General features: G+C 59.6%; 22 protein-coding genes. 17 read left to right on the forward strand and 5 right to left on the reverse strand.

What is annotated here, in order from left to right:
- Nucleotides 1-6: 6 nt before the first annotated feature.
- Both JNM28_08820 and JNM28_08825 read left to right on the forward strand, forming a co-directional pair.
- Nucleotides 7-741, forward strand: a complete 735-nt coding sequence (locus JNM28_08820) for a methyltransferase domain-containing protein (protein ID MBL8068539.1) — start codon at nucleotides 7-9, stop codon at nucleotides 739-741.
- Nucleotides 742-784: 43 nt separating this feature from the next.
- Nucleotides 785-3,040 carry a hypothetical protein gene (locus tag JNM28_08825; GenBank protein ID MBL8068540.1) on the forward strand — a complete coding sequence of 752 codons (2,256 nt, stop codon included), beginning with the start codon at nucleotides 785-787 and terminating at the stop codon, nucleotides 3,038-3,040.
- Here the strand turns inward: JNM28_08825 and polA are convergent.
- Complete coding sequence (gene polA / locus JNM28_08830) at nucleotides 3,037-5,625, reverse strand: DNA polymerase I (GenBank protein MBL8068541.1); 2,589 nt, start codon at nucleotides 5,623-5,625, stop codon at nucleotides 3,037-3,039. The genes JNM28_08825 and polA overlap by 4 nt on opposite strands.
- A gap of 36 nt (nucleotides 5,626-5,661) precedes the next feature.
- On the opposite strand from polA, the gene JNM28_08835 reads away from it, so the two are divergent.
- A complete protein-coding gene (locus tag JNM28_08835) occupies nucleotides 5,662-6,636 on the forward strand; it encodes a Gfo/Idh/MocA family oxidoreductase (GenBank protein ID MBL8068542.1) in 975 nt (324 codons plus the stop codon).
- Nucleotides 6,637-6,661: 25 nt separating this feature from the next.
- Here JNM28_08835 and JNM28_08840 read toward each other — a convergent pair whose 3' ends face one another.
- Entirely contained in the window at nucleotides 6,662-7,459 is a 798-nt protein-coding gene (locus JNM28_08840) for an ABC transporter permease (GenBank protein MBL8068543.1), read from the reverse strand.
- A gap of 34 nt (nucleotides 7,460-7,493) precedes the next feature.
- On the opposite strand from JNM28_08840, the gene JNM28_08845 reads away from it, so the two are divergent.
- The 11 genes from JNM28_08845 to JNM28_08895 all read left to right on the forward strand — a co-directional run bounded on the left by JNM28_08845 (nucleotide 7,494) and on the right by JNM28_08895 (nucleotide 15,506).
- A complete protein-coding gene (locus JNM28_08845; protein ID MBL8068544.1) occupies nucleotides 7,494-7,631 on the forward strand; it encodes a hypothetical protein in 138 nt (45 codons plus the stop codon).
- The gene (locus tag JNM28_08850; GenBank protein MBL8068545.1) at nucleotides 7,628-8,638 is read left to right on the forward strand and encodes a quinone-dependent dihydroorotate dehydrogenase; all 1,011 of its coding nucleotides are present in this window, start codon (nucleotides 7,628-7,630) and stop codon (nucleotides 8,636-8,638) included. Before JNM28_08845 ends, JNM28_08850 begins: the two co-directional genes overlap by 4 nt.
- Before the next feature lie 3 nt (nucleotides 8,639-8,641).
- Complete coding sequence (locus tag JNM28_08855; GenBank protein ID MBL8068546.1) at nucleotides 8,642-9,556, forward strand: ChaN family lipoprotein; 915 nt, start codon at nucleotides 8,642-8,644, stop codon at nucleotides 9,554-9,556.
- A 40-nt stretch (nucleotides 9,557-9,596) separates the two neighbouring features.
- Nucleotides 9,597-9,767, forward strand: a complete 171-nt coding sequence (gene rpsU, locus JNM28_08860) for a 30S ribosomal protein S21 (protein ID MBL8068547.1) — start codon at nucleotides 9,597-9,599, stop codon at nucleotides 9,765-9,767.
- Nucleotides 9,768-9,800: 33 nt separating this feature from the next.
- A complete protein-coding gene (locus JNM28_08865; protein MBL8068548.1) occupies nucleotides 9,801-11,345 on the forward strand; it encodes an HDIG domain-containing protein in 1,545 nt (514 codons plus the stop codon).
- Nucleotides 11,287-11,772, forward strand: coding sequence for an rRNA maturation RNase YbeY (gene ybeY, locus JNM28_08870; protein ID MBL8068549.1), 486 nt, complete (start codon nucleotides 11,287-11,289; stop codon nucleotides 11,770-11,772). Before JNM28_08865 ends, ybeY begins: the two co-directional genes overlap by 59 nt.
- 25 nt (nucleotides 11,773-11,797) lie before the next feature.
- Complete coding sequence (locus JNM28_08875; GenBank protein ID MBL8068550.1) at nucleotides 11,798-12,475, forward strand: diacylglycerol kinase; 678 nt, start codon at nucleotides 11,798-11,800, stop codon at nucleotides 12,473-12,475.
- Nucleotides 12,476-12,499: 24 nt separating this feature from the next.
- Nucleotides 12,500-13,972, forward strand: coding sequence for an HlyC/CorC family transporter (locus tag JNM28_08880; GenBank protein ID MBL8068551.1), 1,473 nt, complete (start codon nucleotides 12,500-12,502; stop codon nucleotides 13,970-13,972).
- Nucleotides 13,973-14,066: 94 nt separating this feature from the next.
- Nucleotides 14,067-14,351, forward strand: a complete 285-nt coding sequence (locus tag JNM28_08885) for a hypothetical protein (protein ID MBL8068552.1) — start codon at nucleotides 14,067-14,069, stop codon at nucleotides 14,349-14,351.
- Between the two features lie 158 nt (nucleotides 14,352-14,509).
- Entirely contained in the window at nucleotides 14,510-15,085 is a 576-nt protein-coding gene (locus JNM28_08890) for a hypothetical protein (GenBank protein ID MBL8068553.1), read from the forward strand.
- A complete protein-coding gene (locus tag JNM28_08895; GenBank protein ID MBL8068554.1) occupies nucleotides 15,054-15,506 on the forward strand; it encodes a hypothetical protein in 453 nt (150 codons plus the stop codon). The genes JNM28_08890 and JNM28_08895 overlap by 32 nt, the downstream gene beginning before the upstream one ends.
- Before the next feature lie 8 nt (nucleotides 15,507-15,514).
- Here the strand turns inward: JNM28_08895 and JNM28_08900 are convergent, their stop codons facing one another.
- Complete coding sequence (locus JNM28_08900) at nucleotides 15,515-15,709, reverse strand: hypothetical protein (GenBank protein ID MBL8068555.1); 195 nt, start codon at nucleotides 15,707-15,709, stop codon at nucleotides 15,515-15,517.
- A 9-nt stretch (nucleotides 15,710-15,718) separates the two neighbouring features.
- Between JNM28_08900 and JNM28_08905 the strand changes: the two genes are divergently transcribed.
- Genes JNM28_08905 through JNM28_08915 form a run of 3 tightly spaced genes read left to right on the forward strand, consistent with a single transcriptional unit; the run spans nucleotide 15,719 to nucleotide 18,347 of the window.
- Nucleotides 15,719-16,720: a hypothetical protein gene (locus tag JNM28_08905; GenBank protein ID MBL8068556.1), complete on the forward strand. Its 1,002-nt coding sequence runs from the start codon at nucleotides 15,719-15,721 to the stop codon at nucleotides 16,718-16,720.
- Nucleotides 16,721-16,735: 15 nt separating this feature from the next.
- Nucleotides 16,736-17,788: an ATP-binding protein gene (locus JNM28_08910; GenBank protein ID MBL8068557.1), complete on the forward strand. Its 1,053-nt coding sequence runs from the start codon at nucleotides 16,736-16,738 to the stop codon at nucleotides 17,786-17,788.
- 10 nt (nucleotides 17,789-17,798) lie between these two features.
- Entirely contained in the window at nucleotides 17,799-18,347 is a 549-nt protein-coding gene (locus tag JNM28_08915) for an HDIG domain-containing protein (protein ID MBL8068558.1), read from the forward strand.
- Here the strand turns inward: JNM28_08915 and tkt are convergent.
- Together tkt and JNM28_08925 are read right to left on the reverse strand one after the other, a co-directional pair.
- A complete protein-coding gene (tkt, locus tag JNM28_08920) occupies nucleotides 18,333-20,318 on the reverse strand; it encodes a transketolase (protein MBL8068559.1) in 1,986 nt (661 codons plus the stop codon). The two genes, JNM28_08915 and tkt, sit on opposite strands and share 15 nt — an antisense overlap.
- A gap of 50 nt (nucleotides 20,319-20,368) precedes the next feature.
- Nucleotides 20,369-20,932, reverse strand: coding sequence for a GNAT family N-acetyltransferase (locus JNM28_08925; GenBank protein MBL8068560.1), 564 nt, complete (start codon nucleotides 20,930-20,932; stop codon nucleotides 20,369-20,371).
- Nucleotides 20,933-21,265 lie beyond the last annotated feature (333 nt).

Below are 21,265 nucleotides of genomic sequence, written 5' to 3' on the forward strand. Positions count from 1 at the left end.
AACCCTATGGCGAGCTTTGGGCCGATTGCGCCCCACTACGACCTTTTGATGGCCAACGTGCCCTACGACATGTGGGCCGGTTACTACCGCCTGCTCCTTACGCGGCATGAACTCGACCCCGACACCCTCCTCGATGTCTGCTGTGGAACCGGCACCTTGGCCGAACTACTGACGGAAGCCGGATACCGGGTCACCGGGTTTGATCTCAGCGCCCCCATGGTTGAGGAAGCCCGTAAAAAAGCCCTCCGGCAAGGGCTGGATATCCGCTACCACGTTGCCGACGCCACCGATTTCAACCTGGGAGAATCGTTCCAAGGCGCCTATTCATTTTTCGACAGCCTCAACTACATCACCTGTCTGGAGGGCCTGCAAGCGGCAACCCGGTGCGTCGCCGCCCACCTGGAACCCGGCGGGAGCTTTGTTTTCGACGTCAATACCCCCTATGCATTTGAACAACACATGTTCGACCAAGAAGACCAACGCAAGCGGGCCCTCATCAAGTACTCGTGGAAAGGCGATTACGACCCCGCAAGCCGGATCATCCGCGTCGACATGGAGTTCGAGCGTAGCGGCGAGACGTTCCACGAGACCCACGTCCAGCGGGCCCACTCCGATGAAGAAATCCGGGAGGCCCTCCACGCGTCTGGATTTGCATCGTGCACGGCATACGACAGCTACTCCTTGGACAGGCCCCGGGTGCGGAGCGACCGGGTGCACTATGTTGCCCTCATGCCTTTTTGATCGGGCCCACGGGAGCGCCTTGCGCTAAACTCAGGCCATGTTGATGCCGGCATTCCTGCTGGGGGCGATCGGCCAGCCGGCCACCTCCACCCTGCCCCTGCGGGCGCGCCTGGCCCCAGTCCTCGACACAACCATCGAACAAAGCGCGCCAACCACCAATTACGGGCGCGAACCTTCGCTTGTTTTGGGGAGCGGCCGGGCCGTTTTGGTCGATTTCCCGGAACTCGATTGGGAACGGTTCAACGGGCGCAAAGTCGCCTCCGCCAGCCTCGTCTTTACCATTAGCCGAGGCACGGGCAGCATCCCGCTCAGCGTTTCATCCATCAGAAAGCAGTGGATGGAAGGGCCGGGGAGGGCCTACCGGTTCGACAAGTTCGACCCCGCCGTCCCGGCTTGGGGGTCGGCCACTTGGGCCTTTGCCCGGCAGGGCCGCGACGGCCTGAAATGGGCCGATGGCGGAGCCCGGAACGCCACCGATTCCACCCCCATTGCATCGGCTTCAACGGAAATCAAGGGTCGGGAAGTCATCGTTTCCGGCCTTGGCGCCGCCGTTCAGGATCGGCTCGACCACCCCTTCTCCGCCTTTGGATTCCGCCTTGAATCCAGCGCCGAATACGCCTTTTTCAGCGGCGAGTGGTCCGCCGAACGGCCGCGGCTGGAAATCACATGGGCCGATTCCTCTCCGGCTGGCGCAGATGTCGCCGTCATGGCCGTTGTCCCAGGAGCCGAAAAGGGTAGCTATTCGGCCATCCTCAAAAACGTCGGATCGGCACCGGCTGAAACGGCAAGATTGACCGCTTCCGCATCGGGCCAGGCCCCCGTTTCCATCGATGTCCCCGGCCCGATCGCCCCGGGTGGCACGAAATCAGCAGCATTCACGTTGCCGGTCGCCGCCGATCCCACTGACCCGCGGAAATCTGTCATCCAAGTGACTGTGGATGCGGCTGGCGATGTTTCTTTGGGCAACAACAGCCTTGAATACTTCCCCTCCGGGGTTTCCGTCGCGTTTGAAGCCGGGGCAGAGACTCTTGCTCACATCAAGTCGGTCAGCCCCTCTGGGGAGCCGCTGTTGCTCTACCAACTCACGGCGGCACGCATCAACCACTTCCTGTTGCCGTTCAGCCGGTTTGTGACCCTGCCGGAAGGGGTGTTCCAAAGAGTCAATGTCGCCTTGGATCCTGCTACCGCCGATTTCCGGGTTGCCCTCGACGGCCAACCTGCGGCCAATCCCGACGATGTGGCAAGAGCAGGCGTCCGGGCCTTGGTTCCGCTTGCCAACGGTTTTGCCGTCCCCCCCAGTGACGCCGCCCCGTGGCCAAAAACAAACGGCACGTCGTTTGGATGGTTGCCGGACACCCGCGACGACGGGCTCCGCATCCCGGGGCTTGAATTGCCTGCGTTGGGGTTTGCGGACGATTCTCCGGTCCCGCTTTGGGACAACGGGCTGCTCAGCCGGAGCGAGGCGTGGTACCTACAAAGCCAAATCGGCAAACGCCCGCAAGACTGGGCCTTCCCCTGGAAGGCTATCCAACCCGGACTCCTCATCCATGCCGTCGGGGCCAACGGCGAGAACCTCGTCAAAACCCAGATCAGCCTCTACCGGCCGGGATCTGCCACACCCTTGGCCACAGTGGACAGCGCCAACGGCGGATTCGCCTTCTTCACCCCCGATCAAATGGGGGGCAAGCCCCTGTTTGCCGACCCTAAATCCGGTGCCGACGCCTGGATCCTCGTCAAAGCGGCCCGGAATGGGGCGAGTGCGGCGACTTGGCTGCCCGCTTGGCAACTTTTGGACTGGTCAGTCCGAGGCAACGGAAACCTCCCCAACGTCGAGCTGAGGTTCAATTTGCCGAGCCAAGAGCTGGATCTGTCCCAAAATCTGGCCACGGATAAGAGCGTGTCCGACTCCACCGGCAAATTCCCCGCCCAACTGGCCGCACTGGTTGACGGGAACCCAGCCGGAGGGTTTGAATTGGGTTCAAGGCAATGGGTTGAAATCGACCTGGGGCGCGACCGTGTCGTCGGCGAAGTCGACCTCACCCTCCTGGGCTCCAACTACCCGAACCTCGAGATCTGGGCCTATGGCACCTCCCAAAACTCCGACGCCGCCATCCGCTGGGTCGCCCTGCCCTCGCTAGACCGGCTCGGGGCAATTTTCGGAACTCCTGTGGAAGGGGGGGTGACTATCCCGGTTGTCCATTCCGCCATGAGGATGCGCTATGTTCGCCTGATTAACCGGGGCGAGCAACCCGCCAAAGTCAGCGAAATCAAGATCATCCCCGTCAAAGCCCAAGGCTAGGCGGGGGTCATCTCCATCCAGTTGTCGCCATACTTGCTGTCCACCTCAATGGGAACCGACATCGGGATCGCCTCCTCCATTTGAGACTTAATGGTCTCTTTATAGTCGGCAAAGTCGCTGGCACACTCAAACACGAGTTCGTCGTGCACTTGCAAGAGCATTCGGGACTGGGCTCCCTTGAGGGTTTTGTGGACGTCAATCATGGCGATCTTGATCATATCCGCGGCCGTGCCCTGGATCGGGGCGTTCATGGCCTGCCTTTCCGCATAAGCCCTTGTGGTCCGGTTGCCGGCATGGATATCCGGGAATGTACGCCGCCGCCCGCACATGGTCGATGTGAACCCTTTGCTCCGGGCTTCATCTACCATGGCCTCAGTGAACGCTTTGACCTTGGGGAACCGTTCGTTGTACTGCTTGATCAGGGCATTGGCATCTTCGACACTAAAACCGCGCCCAAGCTGCGCCGCCAAGCCATAGCCGGTTACCCCGTAAAGCACCGCATAGTTGAGCAGCTTGGCGTATCCCCGTTGCGCCTTAGAAACTTCGGCTTCTGGAACCCCGTACATCAAAGCCGCGGTCACCGTGTGCACGTCGACCCGCTTTTGGAACGCTTCAACCAAATTGGGGTCTTGGCACATGTGCGCAAGGATCCGGAGCTCGATCTGCGAATAGTCGAACGAACCGAGCGTGAACCCCTCGGCCGCCACAAACGCCTTGCGGATCTTGCGGCCTAATTCCGTGCGGATCGGGATGTTCTGAAGGTTCGGCTCGTTGGAGCTGAGACGGCCAGTGGCGGCTACTGCCTGGTTGAACGACGTATGCACCCGGCCATCCGGGCCCTTCATCTTGGGTAGCGAGTCGGCATATGTGCTTTTGAGCTTGGCAAGTTCACGGTATTGAAGGATCGTCCCGGCGATCTCATGTTCAACCTCGAGCTCTTGCAAAATCTCGGCCCCGGTAGCCCAGCCGGTCTTCGTCTTCTTCCCTCCCGGGAGCTGCATCTGGTCAAAAAGAACCTCGCCGATTTGCTTGGGAGAGAGGATGTTGAATTCTTGACCAGCCAGTTCATAAGCCTTGGCCTGGATGAGCTTCATCTCGGCTTCCAAGTCGGCGCTGAACTCCTGCAGGATCGCCGCATCCAGTTCGATGCCGCGATCCTCCATCTGCGCCAAGATCGGCACGAGCGGAAGTTCGATGCCATCCAAAACCCGCGATTGCCCTTCCGCTTCGATCCGACCCCGCATCACCGATTCCAATGCATAAAGGCAAGCCGCCTGGTCTTGCGGCGTCGGGGGAGGGGAATCGAGATCCAGATATCCCATGGCAAGATCTGGGAGCGAATAATTTGACCGACCAGTCTGCAAAACATAGGCTCCGAGGGTCGCATCGAACCCCGGGGGGGCATCCACCTTTGAACCCCGGTAGAACGGTTTGGTCTCATGGCCGATTGCCTGGGCAGGATCCCGGCGGAACAACTCCAGCGCGGCTTGCGGGTCGGCGCGACGGACCGAGCGGCTGACGGCGACATACGCCAGCTTTTCATTCTCTTCCAACAACGACCCTTGCGCGGACGCATCGGCCATTAGCAAAGCGTAGCGCGAGGTTCCCACCCAGTTGGAAAGTTCCTCATAGTCCATCACGTCGTCGTCGTAACTGATCTCGATTGCCGACGATTTGGGGGTTGAAACCGCGGGGCCCCCGCCGTTCATGTAAGGGGCCATCACCTGCTCTAATTTCCGCAGCGGGCCACGGAACTCAAGAGCCGTGAGCATCTTTGACGCCGCTTCTAAATGCTCGGGATCCATGCGGTACCGGGCAAAGTCGTAGGTCAAGGGGACATCCCGGATGATGGTGGCCAGCCATTTGCTTTTGACCATTTGGTCTTCATTGCCGACGATCTTCTTCCGGAACTTTTCTGGCACCTCGTCGATCCGGCGCATGATCTCTTCGATCGGCCCGAACTCTTTGATCAGCAGACTCGCAGATTTGTCCCCGATGCCGGGTACCCCGGGGATGTTGTCGCTGGTGTCCCCGACCAACGCCTTGTAATCCGGAACGAATTCCGGGCCGAAGCCATAACGCTCCACAACGGCCGCCGGGTCGTAGACCACGACATCGGTCACACCCTTTTTCGTCGTCATCACGCTGACGCAATGGTCGACCAATTGCAAGCTGTCCAAGTCGCCGGTGACGATCGTTGTTGCATACCCATTCTCCTCGCCAAGGCGGCTGATCGTGCCGACGATGTCATCGGCCTCGTAACCGGTGAGCTCGAAAACCGGGATGTTCAGCGCTTCGATTAGCTGGCGGGAAAATTCGAGCTGGCTGATGAGTTCCGCCGGGGTTTCCCGACGCGTGCCTTTGTATTCGGCATATTCGGCATGGCGGAATGTCTTGCCCGGCGCATCCAAGGCAACCATCACGGCGTGGGGTTTGTAGCTTTCAAGCAGGGTGAAGAGCATGCTCACAAACCCGAAAAGGGCGTTGGTCGGTTTTCCGTCGCTCGTGCTGAGGAACCGGGTTCCGTAAAACGCCCGGAACAAGAGGCTGTAGCCGTCGATAATGACCAGATTCGAGTCGGGCATTGTGGAAGGAGTCTACCGCTGGGGCATACTCAGGGCATGTCGATCCGAGTCGGGCTTGTCGGTGCCGCCCACGTGCACGCCCCATCTTTCATCTCCAGCCTGCAAGGGAATCCAAAGGCCGAATTCGTCGGGATCTGGGATGACCAGGCAGAACGGGGAGAAGCCCTTGCCGCCCAATTCGACACCCACTACACGGCCGACCTCGGGACCCTGCTGGGCCAGGTGGACGCCATTTGCATCGCCAGCGAAAACATGCGCCACCTGGAGCATTTGAAGGCAGCTGTCAAAGCGGGCCGACATGCCCTGTGCGAAAAGCCGATTGCGCCCAACGCCGACCATGCCCAGCAAATCGAGGTATTGGCCGATTCCCCTGGCCTGGTTTTGGCCACCGCTTTTCCTTGCCCGTTTTCCCCCAACTTCACCGCTGCCCAATCCCGCGTGGAAAACGGGGACATTGGGACTCTGCTCGCCGCCTGTTGTACCAACCAGGGCCGGTGCCCCTTTGGCTGGTTCACGGATCCAGCGCTTAGCGGAGGCGGGGCCATGATCGACCACGTGGTGCATGTTGCAGACCTGCTCCGGCGGTTGTTCGGCCCGGAAGTCGCCCATGTCCAAGCCCAAATCGGCAACGGCCACTACGGCCAGCAATGGGACGACACGGCCATGGTGACCGTCGGTTTTGACAGCGGGGCCTTTGCTAGCATCGATTCCAGTTGGAACCGGCCGGACGCCTACCACACTTGGGGCAACGTCAAGCTCAACCTTGTCGGCGAAAAGGGCGTCATTGAACTCGACCTTTTCAGCCAAGGTGCCTCCCTCACCGGGGCCGACGGAATGAAAACCATCGGAACCGGGAGCAACCTGGACGCCCTGATGGTCGACGATTTCCTTTCAGCAATTTTGGACAAGAGGCCGCCGATGTCCACGCTCCGCGACGGACTTTGGGCATCGCAAATTGCCATCAAGGCTTACGAGTCCGTTTCCCAGAGCGGCCAACCCGCGGCGGTGTAGCCGATTGGGGCCATCTCGCCGCCGGTCACGAATAGAGGGCGGCGGTCAAAAAATAGTTGGCTACATAAATCAACACCATCGTGAGGACAACCGTCCGCGTTGTCGCGTGCCCCACACCGACCGCCCCGCCTTCCGTCCGAAGCCCCTGCTGGCATGCGACCAACGCGACGATCAGCCCAAAAACCACCGTTTTTAGGATCCCGCCGCCGACATCGTGCATCGTGGTGAACTGCTGGAGGCTGTGGATGAACAGCCCGTGCGGGATCCCGGCGACGGGGACGGCGACCAGATAGCCTCCGGCAATTCCGGCGTACATCCCCACCACCGCCAAAACAGGCAGCATCGTCAGGCAGGCGATTAGACGCGGCACGACCAGGTAGCTGACCGGTGAGACCCTCAACGATTTCAGGGCGTCGATTTGCTCCGTCACCGCCATCGTGGCGATTTGGGCGGCCATCGCCGAGCCGCAGCGCGCTGCCACCATAATCCCCACCAGCACGGGGGCCAGTTCGCGGGTGACGCTCAGGGCAACAGTCCCGCCCGCCAAGCCCGAGGCCCCGTAGTCTTGCAACAGGTTTGCCGAATAGAGAGCGATCACCGCGCCGGAACTGAACGTCGTCAGCGCGATGATTGGCACGGAGGAAACCCCAACGAACGCCATTTGGTTCAGGGTTTCTTTCAGTTCAAAAGGTCGGTGGAAGATGCGGGCAAAACCCTGCCAAGCTAGGACCGTGACCTCACCGACAAAGGTCAACGCCTCATAAAGCCAGCGTAGGGCCGGGGTTCTGAGGATGCGTTCGACCCCGCCAACCGCCTGCGCCATGCCGCCATCATACCGGGGGATATACTTTTGTCCGATGCCCGAGCGCGCCTCCCGACGATTCCCTTGGCTCCCGCTCGCCCTCCTCCTCGTCGGCATCGTCGTTTTTTGGGTCGTCCCGGCCATGCAACCCAAGCCCCGGGTCACCGTCCAGGCATCCGGGGACGGCAAATGAAGGCGGGCCTTTACGAAAACGTCCTGCGTCCGGCGCTCTTCCGCCTCGATGCGGAACGGGTTCACCGACTGGGCATGCATGCGGTGGCCAAAGGATGGGTCAAGGGTGACCAGTTCCACCACCCAAGCCTCGAAAAGGAAGTCTCCGGAATCAAGTTCCCCAACCCGGTCGGGCTCGCCGCCGGGTTCGACAAAGATGGCGAGGCGATTGACCGGTGGGCCGATTTCGGCTTCGGGTTTGTGGAAATCGGAACCGTCACGAGGAACGCCCAACCCGGTAACCCCAAACCTCGGCTTTTTAGAATACCTGGTCAAAAAGCCATCGTCAACCGCATGGGCTTTAATAACAGTGGCGCGGACGCCCTGCTCGCCCGGCTCCAGCAATCGCAACCCAGGATCCCGCTCGGGATCAACATCGGCAAGGGCAAGGCGACACCTCTGGAGCAAGCGGCCGAGGACTACGCCTATTCTTTCAAGCTTTTGCGGGAGCACGGCAACTACTTCGCTGTCAATGTCAGTTCGCCCAACACCGAAGGGCTGCGCTCCCTCCAGGATCGTGACGCCCTCAGCAAGATCCTTTGGCGGCTCAAGGAGATCGACGACCAAAAACCGATCTTCGTCAAGGTTGCCCCCGATTTGGATTTGGCTGGTTTGGACGAGGTGCTTGAAGCGGCTGATGACTTTGGGCTTGCGGGCCTGATCGCAACCAATACGACAACCGCCCGGGACATGCTACCGGCCGACCCGGGGATTCAAGGCGGGCTATCGGGGGCGCCCTTGAAAGGGAAGGCCCTTGCCGCCCTGAAGCACCTGAAGCAAAACGCCCCAGAAGGGCTGGCGCTGATCGGCGTCGGCGGGATTATGGATCCGGAAGGAGCCGCGGAACGTATGGAGGCCGGTGCGGATTTGGTTCAGATTTATTCAGGTTGGGTTTATGGCTCGGTTGCCCTCCCGGCGCAAATCTGCCGGCGCCTTGCGGCCAAAGGCTTGCCGGGCGACGTACAATAGGGCATGCCCGTTTGGATGGCCCTTCTCTTGGCGGCCCAACACGCCGCCCCCGCCCAAGACGCCCCCGACGCCTACAACTTGCCGATTGGCAGGGGCGGCACGGTGATGGCCCAGATGGGTTTCACCGACACCCGCACGGGAAAAGCGGTCACCGCAGACGACATCGCCGCCGCCTGCGATGGAGTCCAATACCTTTTGGTCGGTGAGAGCCACGCCACGCCGAGCCACCACAAAACCCAAGCCGACTTGATGCGCGCCCTCGCCAAGCGGGGCCGTCATGTCTCAGTCGGGTTGGAGATGTTTACCCGTGACCATCAACTCTACATCAACGGATTGAGCTATGGCACTAAGACGATCGAGGAGTTCGAAACCGCATCGGATTGGAAAACGCAATGGGGCCACAGCTATGCGGCCTACCGACCCGTCATGGAAGCGGTCCGCGACCTGCACTTGCCGATGGTCGCGCTCAACGTTCCACGGGCGTGGGTCAGCCAAGCCTCCAAGCAAGGTTACGATTCGTTCGACGAAATGCAGCGCAAATGGGTGCCGATGCTCGACCTGACCAACAAAGACCATGAAATGGTGTTCGACGCCTTGCTGGGGGGGCACCCGCCGGCCATGGGCGGGGTGAACATCTACGCGGGCCAGGTCACCTGGGACACCGGGATGGCCAAAACGGCCTTGGATTGGCGGCGGTCTTGGCCCGGATCCAAGAACATCATGGTCATCATGGCCGGGGCCGGCCACGTGATGTACGGCCAAGGAATCGCCTATCGGATGATGCAACTGGAAGGGGCAAAAAGCCTCTGCGTCGTGTGTGTTCACGACGACCCCCGTCCAGTCCGCCGGGGATTGGCCGACTATGCGTTTGTCGGGGAACTGCCTCCTGCCCCAACCGGAGGGGGGACCCGCCAGTGACCGGCCAAATGCGGTATCTTTTGCCCTCCGAGATTTTGCCATGATCTACATCAGCGTCCACCAAAGCGAATCGATCGACCAAGCGCTCAAGCGGTTCAACCTAAAAATCCAACAATCCGGGTTGCTGCGCGAACTCAAAGACCACTCGCACTACGAAAAACCAAGCGAAAAGCGCCGGAAAGCCCAACGCCGACGCCCCCAACGCGGCTAACGCGGCTCACCGCCCTGGAGCACGGGGCATCCTATGGCTGATTTCAGCATCAAAAATTGGACGAGACTTTTCGCAAAAGGAAAGTCAGATCTTGGCAAAGTCGTCCTTCAATCGGGCTACCGGCTGGCCGGCGCGGCCGCAATGGCCGCCCTCTTGCTGTTGCACCGCACGTGGCCGGTGCCGGCCGCAACCGTTGTGGGCACACTCCTGCTCTCGCTGATTGGCGGGATGATGCTTCACGCGCACTTTAAGACCGTTGAGCCTGACAGAGCGAAACGCAACAAAATAGACCAGTTGGTCTGGTTTACGAGCCTCATCGCCGTCGGCGGGCTCCAAGTGGCCAACCTTTCGATCGACCCCGAAGCACAAAGCCGGGTTGGCTTCCTGCTCATGGCCCCGTTGGTCGCCCAGGCAATGCTGGTGGGCTCGCTGGCGACGCCGGGAATCGGCATGGCCGGCCTGAGCATGAGCGTCCTGCTTTTGGGGCTGATCGGTGCCTTGCCAATCGACCTGGCGGCGGGGACCTTCCTCGCGGGGGCGGTCGCCGCCCACGCCGTGAACCCGCTGAAGCAGCGGAGCGACTTGATTAGGGCCATGAGCGTGCAAGCCGCCGTACAAGCCCTGATTTGCGCCTGCATGGCATTTGTGATGCCCCAATTCACGCTGGCCCCGTGGGAGGCCGCCCTTTGGGGAGCTATCGCCGCCGTCATCGCCACTGCCGTGTTTTGGTTGGGTGTCGCCGTCGTGGAAAAGATGTTCGGCATCACCAGCGACTGGACTTTGCTCGAGCTCGGCTCACCCGAGCATCCCCTCATCCGGGAACTCGTTTTGCGGGCACCCGGAACCTATGCCCACAGCGTCGGGGTGGCGAATTTGGCCGAATCGGCCGCCCGCGAGATCGACGCCAACCCATTGCTTTGCCGCACCATGGCCTACTTCCACGACATCGGAAAAACGGCAAGGCCCGGCTATTTCATCGAAAACCAGGTCGGAGATAATGTCCACGACGACCTTTCGCCTTCCCTCAGCGCCCAAATCATCGCCGCCCATGTCACCGATGGGGTTGACCTGGCCAAAAAGCACAAACTCCCCCAAACCATCGTCGACGGGATCGAGCAGCACCACGGCACCAGCCTGATCACCTATTTTTACCACCGGGCGGTAGAGGAGAAAGTGCTGGCACCCAGCCAAGAATCTGAAAAGAAGTTCCGCTACCCTGGCCCCAAGCCCCAAACCAAAGAAGCGGCCCTTTTGCATTTGGCCGACGTGGTTGAAGCGGCCAGCCGGGTTGCGCCGCGCGACCAAAGCCTTGACCTGTTTGTGGCTAACCTCATCGAGAAATCCCGGGCCGATGGGCAGCTCGACGAATCCGACCTAACCTTTAAAGACCTCGGGGTCATCTGCGAATCGTTCTGCCGGACACTCCGGGCCGTGCGCCACCAGCGCATCGATTACCCGACCGACTCCCCTGTGAGCGCCATCGGCGCCGAATTTCAACTCGACCATGGAGGCCGAGAAAGTGAAGAACCCCCATCGCGTGAGCGTGGTGAACCACCTGCCCAAGCGGAAAGCCGCTAAGCCGATCCGCGAGGCCGTGCTTGCCGCACTCCGGATTTTTAAGGCGCCAGCCGGCGAAGTGACCGTGGTTTTGTCCGATCCGCGAGAACTGGCCGAGCTGAACCAGAGATTCCGAGGGATCGCTGGCACCACCGACGTGCTCACATTTCCTGCCCCCGAACGGTTCTCGGGCCTGTTGGGAGACGTCATTCTGAACTGGGAGATGGCAGAAACCCAAGCAAAATCAAGAAAGGTGCGCCCGGTGGACGAAGCGGCCATGCTGGCGGTGCACGGAACCCTGCACTTGCTGGGGTTTGACGACCATTCCGATTCCGACCGGATCGCCATGGTCGATGCCATGAACCAAGCCATGCGGGCCGCTGGATTGCCCGAGGATTCCGATTGGTCGTCGCTCCCGCACGGCATGGAGGCTCCGGCTGGCCGCTAACCGGGATCTGCTCGCCCCGTTCAAGGTGGCGTTCGGCGGCATCATCCACACATTCCGCACCCAGCGGCACATGAGGATCCACCTTTACGTCACGTTTGTGACGTTGATGGCGGCTATGTTCTTCCGGCTTCAATTGCGCGAGATTCTGGTCCTGCTGTTCATGATCACGTTCGTCTTGGTGGCCGAAATGTTCAACAGCGCCATTGAGGCGACCGTGGATCTGGCCAGCCCCAATTACCACCCCCTGGCCAAATTTGCCAAAGACATCGCCGCCGGAGCCGTGCTGATCACCACCATCATGGCGATCATCGTTGGTTCGCTCATCGCATTGGGAGAGGGACAGTGGGAACGTATCCGCCTTTCCTTGATGGCCGATGGGGTGGGGCTCAATGTCGTGGGAAAAATCATCGTGGGGCTGTTTGTGACCCTGATCGCGGTCATCATCGGCAAGGGCATCGGATCCCGGGGCCAGGTCATGCAGGGTGGACTCGTCAGCGGGCATGCGGCCCTTGGATTCTTCCTTGCTACAGCTTGCCTTTTGCTCGCCGATAATGTCCTTGTCGGTGGGATTGCCATCCTTTTGGCGGCGGTCATCGCGCAGAGCCGGTGGGAGGCCAAATTCCACTCGATCTTTGAACTTGCCTTGGGTGCCGCCGTCGGCACCACGGTGGGAATCGTGTTTTTCGCCCTCATCCCCAAGTGATACAATGGAAAGCAACCGTTCGAAATGAACAGCGACCCGAGTGAACGTCGGCGGCGAATAGGCCCCGCGGGCACCGGCACGACCTTGGCCCTCACAAGTGCGGCCATAGTGGTTCCGGTTCTCGCATTCGCCCAAGGCCTATCCGCTGCGAACCGCCCCGAAGCGATCGGGATCTTTACGGACCCTGTCAACCTCGCTTTACTCTTGACCGCTTTTGTCGCCGTCATGCTGGTCAACGCTGTCTGCGTGGCCGGTTCGTCAGGTTTGGAAGTCCTCCGGGCCAGCCACGCCCGCGCCCACGACGAAGGTTCGCGCGAAAACCGGGTTCTCTCCGGCCTGATCGAAAACAAAGACTCCATCGTGGCAGCCTGTGTTCTGGGTGCCCAAACAATGCGGGCTTGGCTGGTTTTGCTGTGCTTGTTGCCCGCCCCAGCCATCGCCGAAAGGCTCGGGTGGATCGCCTCGCCTGTGCACCCCAGCCAATTCTATTTCGCCTCCGTTTTGGCGGCAACAGCCTTGAGCATTCCCGTGATGGGGGTCAATGTCATCGTGGCTGAACTGGTTGCCAAATCGGTTGCCGTCACCCACCCCATGGACACGATGATGAGAATTGGGTGGATCCTCAAACTGTTCAACCTGGCCTTCCGGCTCCCTGGCGTGTTGGCCGTCGGCGTCGCTGACGTCATCGCCAAACGGTTCAATACAAGCGCCCGGTTCACGATCCACAACCGGGTTGAAGAAGAAATCAAGGAGATCCTGGAAAGCAATGAAGATGCCGGCGGAATCGAAGAAGAAGAACGTGAGCTCCTAGAATCCGTTTTCGAATTCGGAGACACCGTCGTCCGCGAAATCATGACCCCGAGGGTCGACATGGAAAGCATCCCGGCCGACACGAACCTGGACGCCATTGCCGACTTGATCGAAGCCACCGGGCACTCGCGGCTGCCCATTTACCAAGACACCGATGACAACATCATCGGCATCGTCCACGCCAAAGACGTGTTGCTTGCCCTGGCCCGCAACCAAGACAACGTGACCATCGACCAGATCATGCGGCCCGCTTACAGCGTCCATGAAACCCAAAAGCTCCACTCGCTGCTTGCCGACATGCGCAGCAAAAAAACCCAAATGGTCATTGTCAAAGACGAACTGGGCGGAACTTCAGGGTTGGTCACGATCGAGGACATCGTTGAGGAGTTGGTCGGTGAAATCATCGACGAGTACGACACCGCGCCCCCCGAAATCCAAAAAACCGCCAACGGCCACTCCGTCAGCGGAAAGCTCCACCTTGACGACGTGAACGAGGCGATCGGGACCGACTTTGAAAGCGGAGAGTTCGACACCATCGGCGGCTATGTGTTCGGATTGTTCGGCCGGCAACCCGCCGTCGGCGAGCGGATCTCCGACGACCGGTGCACGTTCTATATCGAAGAAAGTGACGGACGGCGCATCTTGCGACTCCAAATCGAGCCCCTGGCAATCGAAAGCGCGGTTTGAGTTCGAGACAAGGGTTCACGGGTCCAATCAACCTGCTTTGTTAAGGTTTTGATCCTATGTTTGACAATCACCCCCCCCGTACAATAGTGCTAACATGGCAACTCTCTCCCACCTATTCAGCATCGTATCAATCTCACTAACAGTCGTGACGGGCGGAACCCTCAGCCCCAAAGAGCAGCAATCGATCAGCTGGGAACAATCATACAATGCAGTCGGGCTGATTCCCACCGATGGGATTGAGGATCCCCTGCCTGCCTGCGGCGAATTCATCAACAGCCAAACATGGGGCCCGATCACAAATGCCACGGTATGGGATTCCGTTTGCAATGATCAAGGCGGTAGTGAGGACGGCAAATCGTATCGTGCCCACAACCCTTAAAAGAAGAAGCGTCTTCATGAACACGGTTACACTTGGAGGTGTTATGACGTTGAACCAACGATTTGCCACACATACTTCCGCGAACGTTGCCCTCAAGACACATGCGCTTCCACCGATCTTTGAACCAAGCTGGGTTAAGTTTAGTTGAACTCTTAGTCGTGATCGGCATCATTGCCTTGCTGATGGCAATCGCATTGGCTTCGATGGCAGGAGGCAAAGGGGCGGCCAAAAGTACGGTTGGAATCAGCCAAATGCGCCAGTTGGGACAAGCGGCTGCCATTTACGCCGAAGATCGCGGCGGATGGCCAATTTCGGCAAAGTTCCTGGTTGATTGTGGGGCCGTGCCAAAGGAGTTATTGGATAATCCGAATGATTCCACCGATGTTGGGTTGGGCAACACTGCGTTGCTTGCCGGATACGAAAATGGCGGACGCCCCAATCCTGCGCCATACAAGAACAGTTACGGCGGATATCTAGTGTGGGAGATTTCCCGAATTGTCCAATTTAAGATTGAGGAGCAACCGGGAGGGTGGTTGGTCGATCTGTCGTCTAGCAAGCGCACAGGATTTCCCGAATCACTCCTCTTTTCAGAAGGTTCCTACCGCCGTCTCCGCTATGATACGTCTGTTGTGGCTCGCCAGCATTTCAGCATCGCACGGGATGGAGGGACAATGCGTCTGCCGGCCATGCTGTTTTTGGATCATGCCGAACAAACCCTCAACGAAATCCGATAAGCGGCACATTGCCGAATACATTGCATTTGTTTTTCTCAACATCATTGTTCAAGTTGTGCTAAACGCCGTTTACAGCCTTTTTATGGGAACAGTCGTTGAATTGGATTGGGGCCGCCTGGCCATTTATTCGATGCGGGGGATCCTCTCTGCGGCCATATTGATTTTCATTGAATCCCGGCTGCGGAACCCGAATCTGGCAACAATCATCCTTTTGTCATTGGCTGTGGGCCTGGCTTACTATTTGGTCAATTTTGGGATCGGAATGGTTCGGTATCAGATTCCGTGGCCGATGGCCCCGGGCACGATTGTCTATTCCTGCGCAAGCGCCCTTGCCGTTGCAGCGGCACGAATCGTTTCATACTCCGGTGCCAACGCGGCCATCAATCACCTTGCCAACAGGCAGCAAAAAAAGTACTGGTGAGCTTGCGTTCATTCCGCTTTGCGGCTGAGCGGTGCTGACCGGTTGTAAATCAGTCGTTCCCGGTGGTCGTTGAAGGGGCAAACCACCCGGAGGCCAAACAGTTTGACAACCTCTTGGGCCTGTTCATAACGGTGCGGGTTGAGCTTGCCATCCAGACAAATCCGCTTTTCTCCGTCATACCTGGGACAGTCGCGACACGTCATACTGGTTCCATGACTTGGGCAAGTTTCGCGTTGGCCGCGCTGCTGTCGCAAACCCAACCGCAGACGCGCGAAATCACCTTCAAAGACGGTCTGTTTACCATAAATGGCCCAGAAGGACAGACAAAAGTTTCCATAAAGCCCGGATTCGAGCCGATGAACACCCAAACCGGCCGCTTGTGGATTCCGGTCGCCGGGCATGTGTTGACCTTTGACGACAAGGGGGTCGGATTCCGCAAGTCCAACCGCGCCACCTTTGCCACCTATTCGTCCATCGCCACATCCGACAAAATCTTCACCAAAGAGCAGGCGGATCAGATCAACCGTGACGTTGCCGCCGAAAAGAAAACCCTTGAAGTCAGTGCCGTTTCCGGTTGGGAAAAGGTGGGCGACTCGGTCTTCGCCATTTTGCGATGGGACGACAAACAAAAAAAGCCGTGGCTGGAGGTCCTGATGCGGTTCGACTTCCCCAACGGCAAACCTCGGGCCACTTACCTGGGGCGGTTCGATTCCCTGACCCAAGCAACGGGACGGGTCAACGACAAGCTCATTGCCGAAAACGGCAAACTGATCTGTGTCACCCACGGGGCCCAATCCAGCCTGTTGGAATCTTTTGACATGGCCACCGGCCTGTTTGAAAAAAAAGCACTCGGGACAAAGTTCGCAGACTCCAAGCTGATCGAAGGCAGCCTTTTCGGCATGGGGTTGGAGCGGACCCCCGCGGGCACGACCGTTGTGAGCCTGCTAGACCGCGAAAAGGCAAAAGTGACGCCCGCCGCTGAAATCCGGGGGTCGATCTTGGGGTTGTATGCGCCCGCCCTGCTCCATTACGGCGACCGATCGGGACAACGACTGCTGAACCTGGAAACAGGAGCCGAACTGGAACTCCCCGGCGGATGCGGGATAGAAGCCGTCGATTCCGGAATCCTGCTTTGGACTCCGAAAACGGCCCCAACAGTCGCCGCCCTCTATTCCCCGGTATCGTTCCGCACCCTCACCCGCTGGCCAAAGTAACCTTTTGGTGGAAGAATGCCTGGGCTATCGATCCGCGGCCTTGCTGGCGAAATGGGTGTTGCCAAAGCCCGGGAGATCGTTCCCCTCGGATCCGAAGCCGCCTACGATGCCACCTTGGCCTGGTTCCTGCGGCTTTGGCTTTTGGGGCAGGTCAAAGCCGGATTGCCTGAATCGGTCTTCCACACGACCTTAGAGCCGGAATGCCCTTACTCGTTCTTCCAATTGGTTCGGCTTGTTTATGAACGTGGGCTCCACGAACCGGGGACAAGGGGCCGCAACCCGTTCGGCCCGATCCAAACCCCCTATTCCGGCCCGCCCCTGGAACCCACCCCCTGGTGGACATCCACGCTGGCAAACAATGCTGGGGCCTTCCACATGGCCGAACCGGCCCAGCGCCGTCTGGTTGAACTGGCTGGGTGCCAACGGGAATCCCTTTACGCGCTCTTCCCGCAATACACGCGGGTTGAATTCGATAGCCCTGGCCCCCTTACCGGACCAGATCGGAATGCCCTCCGACTCAAAATGTTCTTGGCCGTTCTGGATGGCCATCCAGATGCCGCCCGGATGGCGGTGGAAGACCCTCATCAGACACTGAAGGTCTCCCGGTTCCCACCCGAGAGCCAGACCAGGGAATACAAATCCACCTTTAGGTGGGATTCAGTCGGCTGCCAAAAGAACCGGCGTCAACAGACCGCCTGCCTCAAGGCCATCTGCGGCATGCTCAACGCTCAGGGCGGCACAGTCGTCATCGGGGTGGACGATTCAGGACAAGCTGTCGGGCTGGAAGGTGACCTCTCCCTCATCGCCGACGGCGGTTCGGCCGACGCATTTGCCCAAGTCGTCCATGAGGCGGTCAAGGTGTCCATCGCACCAAACCCAGTTGGCCTGGTTTCAATCCAAATTCAACCTTATGGTTTACTTGAGATAGCAGTCATCCACGTGAGTCCCAGCCCCCACAGACACTGGATGGAACTCGACGGTGAGAAGGTGGTTCCCGTCCGAGACGGCAACCGGACACTCAATCTACGCGGGAGTGACGCCGAAGATTTCCTGCGCACCAGGGGATAAACTGGCCCCCATGACCCGCGAGGACGCCTACCGCCTGATGTGCGACCACACGCCGAGCGAATCGCTACGCAAGCACATGCTCGCCGTCGAAACCTGCATGGCGTTTTACGCCAAAGAATTAGGCGGCGACGAAGCCCAGTGGCGCATCGCCGGGCTCCTCCACGACTTTGATTACGAACTGCACCCGGAAGACCATCCCCTTTGGGGCATGGAACTGCTACAGGGGATGGGAGCCGATGAAGTGGTCGTCCGGGCGATTGCCGCCCACTATCCGGCAAAGACGGGAATCGAACCGGAATCACCGATCGAACGGGCCTTGTTTGCCGTGGACGAATTGAGCGGGTTCATCACCGCTTGCTGTTATGTCCGCCCGGAGCGCATCAACGGGTTGACCCCCAAGAGCGTCCAGAAAAAGCTCAAAACGGCCAACTTCGCCGCCGGAGTGAACCGGGAAGACGTCAGCCGGGGCGCCGAGCTGCTCGGTATCCCCTTGGATCAACACATCCAGAACTGCATCGATGCCATGGCGGCGGAATCCGCGCTCCTAGGGCTTGATTAGGGTTCTGACCGTTTCCACCACATGGTCGACTTTCATGCCCAGGTGGGAATAGACTTGGCCGCCGGGGCCAGATTCGCCAAACCGGTCAATCCCCACAGCGGCAACGTTGCCGCGGCCCATTCCCAGCCAACCCTGCGTCACCCCGGCTTCAATGCAAACCACGGGCCTCCCCGGCGGCAAAACAGAGTCGCGATATCCCTGATCTTGGGCGGAAAACAACTCGCGGCAGGGCATGGACACCACATCGACTCCAATGCCTTCTGATTCCAGCTTTCCTTGAGCTTCCAGGGCCAACGCGACCTCGCTACCCGTTGCTAACAAGGTAGCCACCGCATTTTGCCGGGAGCTCAGAACGTAAGCCCCTTTGGGCGTGCCCGCAGCGATTTGGGATGCAAAAGCGTTCAACACGGGCACCCCTTGCCTTGTGAGGGCAAAGGCAGCGGGCTGGCCGCCCCGCATGGCCGCCAGGTAACAAGCCTTGCACTCCAGCGCGTCGGCTGGGCGGTAAACCTGCAGCCCAGGGATGAGCCTCAACGCCTCAACATGCTCGATCGGTTGGTGGGTTGGCCCGTCCTCGCCGACAAAAACCGAATCGTGGGTGAAAATAAACCAACTGGTCAGGTTTGAAAGGGCGGCCAGACGGATGCTCCCCCGCATGTAATCGCTGAACACCAAGAAGGTGGAGCCAAAGGCCCGCATCCCGCTCAACGCCATCCCGTTCACGATGGCGCCCATGGCGTGCTCCCGGACACCAAACCAGATATTCCGGCCCGAAAAGTCTGCCGGGTTGAAATCCCCGCCCCCGGCAATGCTCGCCTTTGTGCTGCTTGCCAAATCGGCGGCCCCGCCCGCCATCCAAGGCAGATTGGATGCGATGGCATTCAAGGCCGCATGGCCAGATTCCCTTGTGGCCACCGAACCATCGGGCCACGCAAGGTTTTCGAGATCGGAATCCCAGCCATCGGGGAGGCCCCCATCGATTAAACAGGCCAGTTCCTTGGCTAGGGCGGGTTTTTCCATTTGGAAAGCCGCAAAGCGCTCCTCCCACTCTCCCGTGAGGGCCGAACCGCGGGATCGCGCCTGAAGACCCGCTTCGCCAAACCCATCGGGCAAAGCGAACGGGCCAGTTTCTTGCACCCCGAGCGCCTGCTTGGTGGCCAACACGTTTTCTGCCCCCAACGGCGCTCCGTGCGATTTGCTCGACCCGGCCAGCGGGCTTGCAAACCCGATCACCGTCTTCACAATCACAAGCGAAGGTCGGCCAACTTCTGCCTTCGCAAAATCTACCGCTTGGTTGATTTCTTCTAAGTTATTCCCGTCGGCGACTTCCAGCACCTGCCAACCCATCGCCTCAAATTTGCCCCGGACATCCTCGGTGTACGCCTTGTCGCAAGGGCCGTCCAAGCTGATGTCGTTGCTGTCGTAGAGGTAGACCAAGTTACCGAGTCCCAAGTGGCCGGCCAGGCTGGCGGCTTCCACCGCCACCCCTTCCATCAGGTCGCCGTCGCTGACTAAGCCATAAACCATATGGTCAGCAATCGACCCATACCGGGCAGAAAACCATTTGCCGGCAATGGCCATGCCGACCCCGTTGGCAAAACCTTGGCCCAGCGGCCCCGTCGTGCATTCCACCCCGGGCACAAGGCCGGCTTCTGGATGCCCGGCACACTTGGAGCCCAACTGTCGGAAAGTCTTGAGATCATCCAGCGACACTTCGTAGCCGAAGAGGTGGAGCAGGCTGTACAGCAAGGCCGAACCGTGGCCGGGCGACAGGATGAACCGGTCGCGGGCAAACCAATCCGGACGACCTGGATCGAACCGGAGATGGCGCGAAAACAGCGCATAGGCCATAGGGGCGGCCCCCAGCGGCAGCCCAGGGTGGCCGCTGTTTGCGGCCTGCACCATATCCATGGAGAGGCATCGCAGGGCGTTAATCAGGGTCTGGTCGGTACGGGTGGCGGATCCGGTCATTGCGGCAGGGCCAGTGTATCACCCCGCCCGCAAAGGGAGGGCCCCGGAAATCACCAAACCCGGTTGCCCCCGCTGAGTTCCAGCCACCGCTCCCGGGTGAGCACCGTTTCGTAGTGGTCGCGGAACATTCCCCTTTTCCAAAACTGTTTAGGGATGCACCCCACCGGCAAATATCCGGCCCGTTCGTTCATAACCCGGCTGCCTTCGTTGCCTTCGATGTAGCCACTGGTGACCAATCGCAACCCCAAAACATGGAAGCAATACCAGGCCCTGAGCTTGCTGGCCTCAGTACCCAAGCCCTTGCCCCGATGACCGGGATCGCCAATGTAGCTCCCCGTGGATGCAAAGCCGTGCCGGTGATTGATGCCGTGGATCCCGCTTGTGCCGATGTGGGTGCCATCGAGCAATTCGATGGCGAAAACAACATTTGACTCTGACCCTTTGAGGCAGGAGTCGAACCACTCCCGCTCGGCAACTTCACCCATCGGGAAATCCCCCACAAGGATCCATTCGTTCACGTCAGGGTCGTTCACCCAACGGCAGATATTCTTAAAATGCCTTTCCGCATCCATCGGCACAAGCCGGATGCGGCCGCCTTCCCATCCGGTAGCCATCCCAAAGTTTAGCTTTTGACGGCGACCTTGCCGTGAGACCCGGAATTTTCAGACCCTGAAACAAAAAGCACCGGCTGAGAAGGAGAGGACAGATCTCAGCCGGCGAATTGCGTTGGTGTGGTTCACTTCTTCCGAGTCACTCACACCGTTCAAGACGGGTGATCTGCCCGGACGTCTTCCGAGTATCAGAATTGGCAGAAATCCGCAATTCTCAAGGGCATACCGCCAAAAGCCGGTAACTCCTGCAGGATCAAAAAAAAGTGCGGGGGGCTTGCCGGCCTCCCCGCCATGATCTTGCTTGCTCTGCTTTGCGCTGTTCCTGGCTCCCTTGCG

The organism is Armatimonadota bacterium (assembly GCA_016789105.1).
Lineage (GTDB): Bacteria > Armatimonadota > Fimbriimonadia > Fimbriimonadales > Fimbriimonadaceae > UphvI-Ar2.

Coding starts and splice junctions, on each gene's coding strand:
- JNM28_08820 (MBL8068539.1), top strand. CDS start 7: ATGGCGAGCTTTGGGCCGATTGCGCCCCACTACGACCTTTTGATGGCC.
- JNM28_08825 (MBL8068540.1), top strand. CDS start 785: ATGCCGGCATTCCTGCTGGGGGCGATCGGCCAGCCGGCCACCTCCACC.
- polA (MBL8068541.1), bottom strand. CDS start 5,625: ATGCCCGACTCGAATCTGGTCATTATCGACGGCTACAGCCTCTTGTTC.
- JNM28_08835 (MBL8068542.1), top strand. CDS start 5,662: ATGTCGATCCGAGTCGGGCTTGTCGGTGCCGCCCACGTGCACGCCCCA.
- JNM28_08840 (MBL8068543.1), bottom strand. CDS start 7,459: ATGGCGCAGGCGGTTGGCGGGGTCGAACGCATCCTCAGAACCCCGGCC.
- JNM28_08845 (MBL8068544.1), top strand. CDS start 7,494: ATGCCCGAGCGCGCCTCCCGACGATTCCCTTGGCTCCCGCTCGCCCTC.
- JNM28_08850 (MBL8068545.1), top strand. CDS start 7,628: ATGAAGGCGGGCCTTTACGAAAACGTCCTGCGTCCGGCGCTCTTCCGC.
- JNM28_08855 (MBL8068546.1), top strand. CDS start 8,642: ATGCCCGTTTGGATGGCCCTTCTCTTGGCGGCCCAACACGCCGCCCCC.
- rpsU (MBL8068547.1), top strand. CDS start 9,597: ATGATCTACATCAGCGTCCACCAAAGCGAATCGATCGACCAAGCGCTC.
- JNM28_08865 (MBL8068548.1), top strand. CDS start 9,801: ATGGCTGATTTCAGCATCAAAAATTGGACGAGACTTTTCGCAAAAGGA.
- JNM28_08880 (MBL8068551.1), top strand. CDS start 12,500: ATGAACAGCGACCCGAGTGAACGTCGGCGGCGAATAGGCCCCGCGGGC.
- JNM28_08885 (MBL8068552.1), top strand. CDS start 14,067: ATGGCAACTCTCTCCCACCTATTCAGCATCGTATCAATCTCACTAACA.
- JNM28_08895 (MBL8068554.1), top strand. CDS start 15,054: ATGCCGAACAAACCCTCAACGAAATCCGATAAGCGGCACATTGCCGAA.
- JNM28_08900 (MBL8068555.1), bottom strand. CDS start 15,709: ATGACGTGTCGCGACTGTCCCAGGTATGACGGAGAAAAGCGGATTTGT.
- JNM28_08905 (MBL8068556.1), top strand. CDS start 15,719: ATGACTTGGGCAAGTTTCGCGTTGGCCGCGCTGCTGTCGCAAACCCAA.
- JNM28_08910 (MBL8068557.1), top strand. CDS start 16,736: ATGCCTGGGCTATCGATCCGCGGCCTTGCTGGCGAAATGGGTGTTGCC.
- JNM28_08915 (MBL8068558.1), top strand. CDS start 17,799: ATGACCCGCGAGGACGCCTACCGCCTGATGTGCGACCACACGCCGAGC.
- tkt (MBL8068559.1), bottom strand. CDS start 20,318: ATGACCGGATCCGCCACCCGTACCGACCAGACCCTGATTAACGCCCTG.
- JNM28_08925 (MBL8068560.1), bottom strand. CDS start 20,932: ATGGCTACCGGATGGGAAGGCGGCCGCATCCGGCTTGTGCCGATGGAT.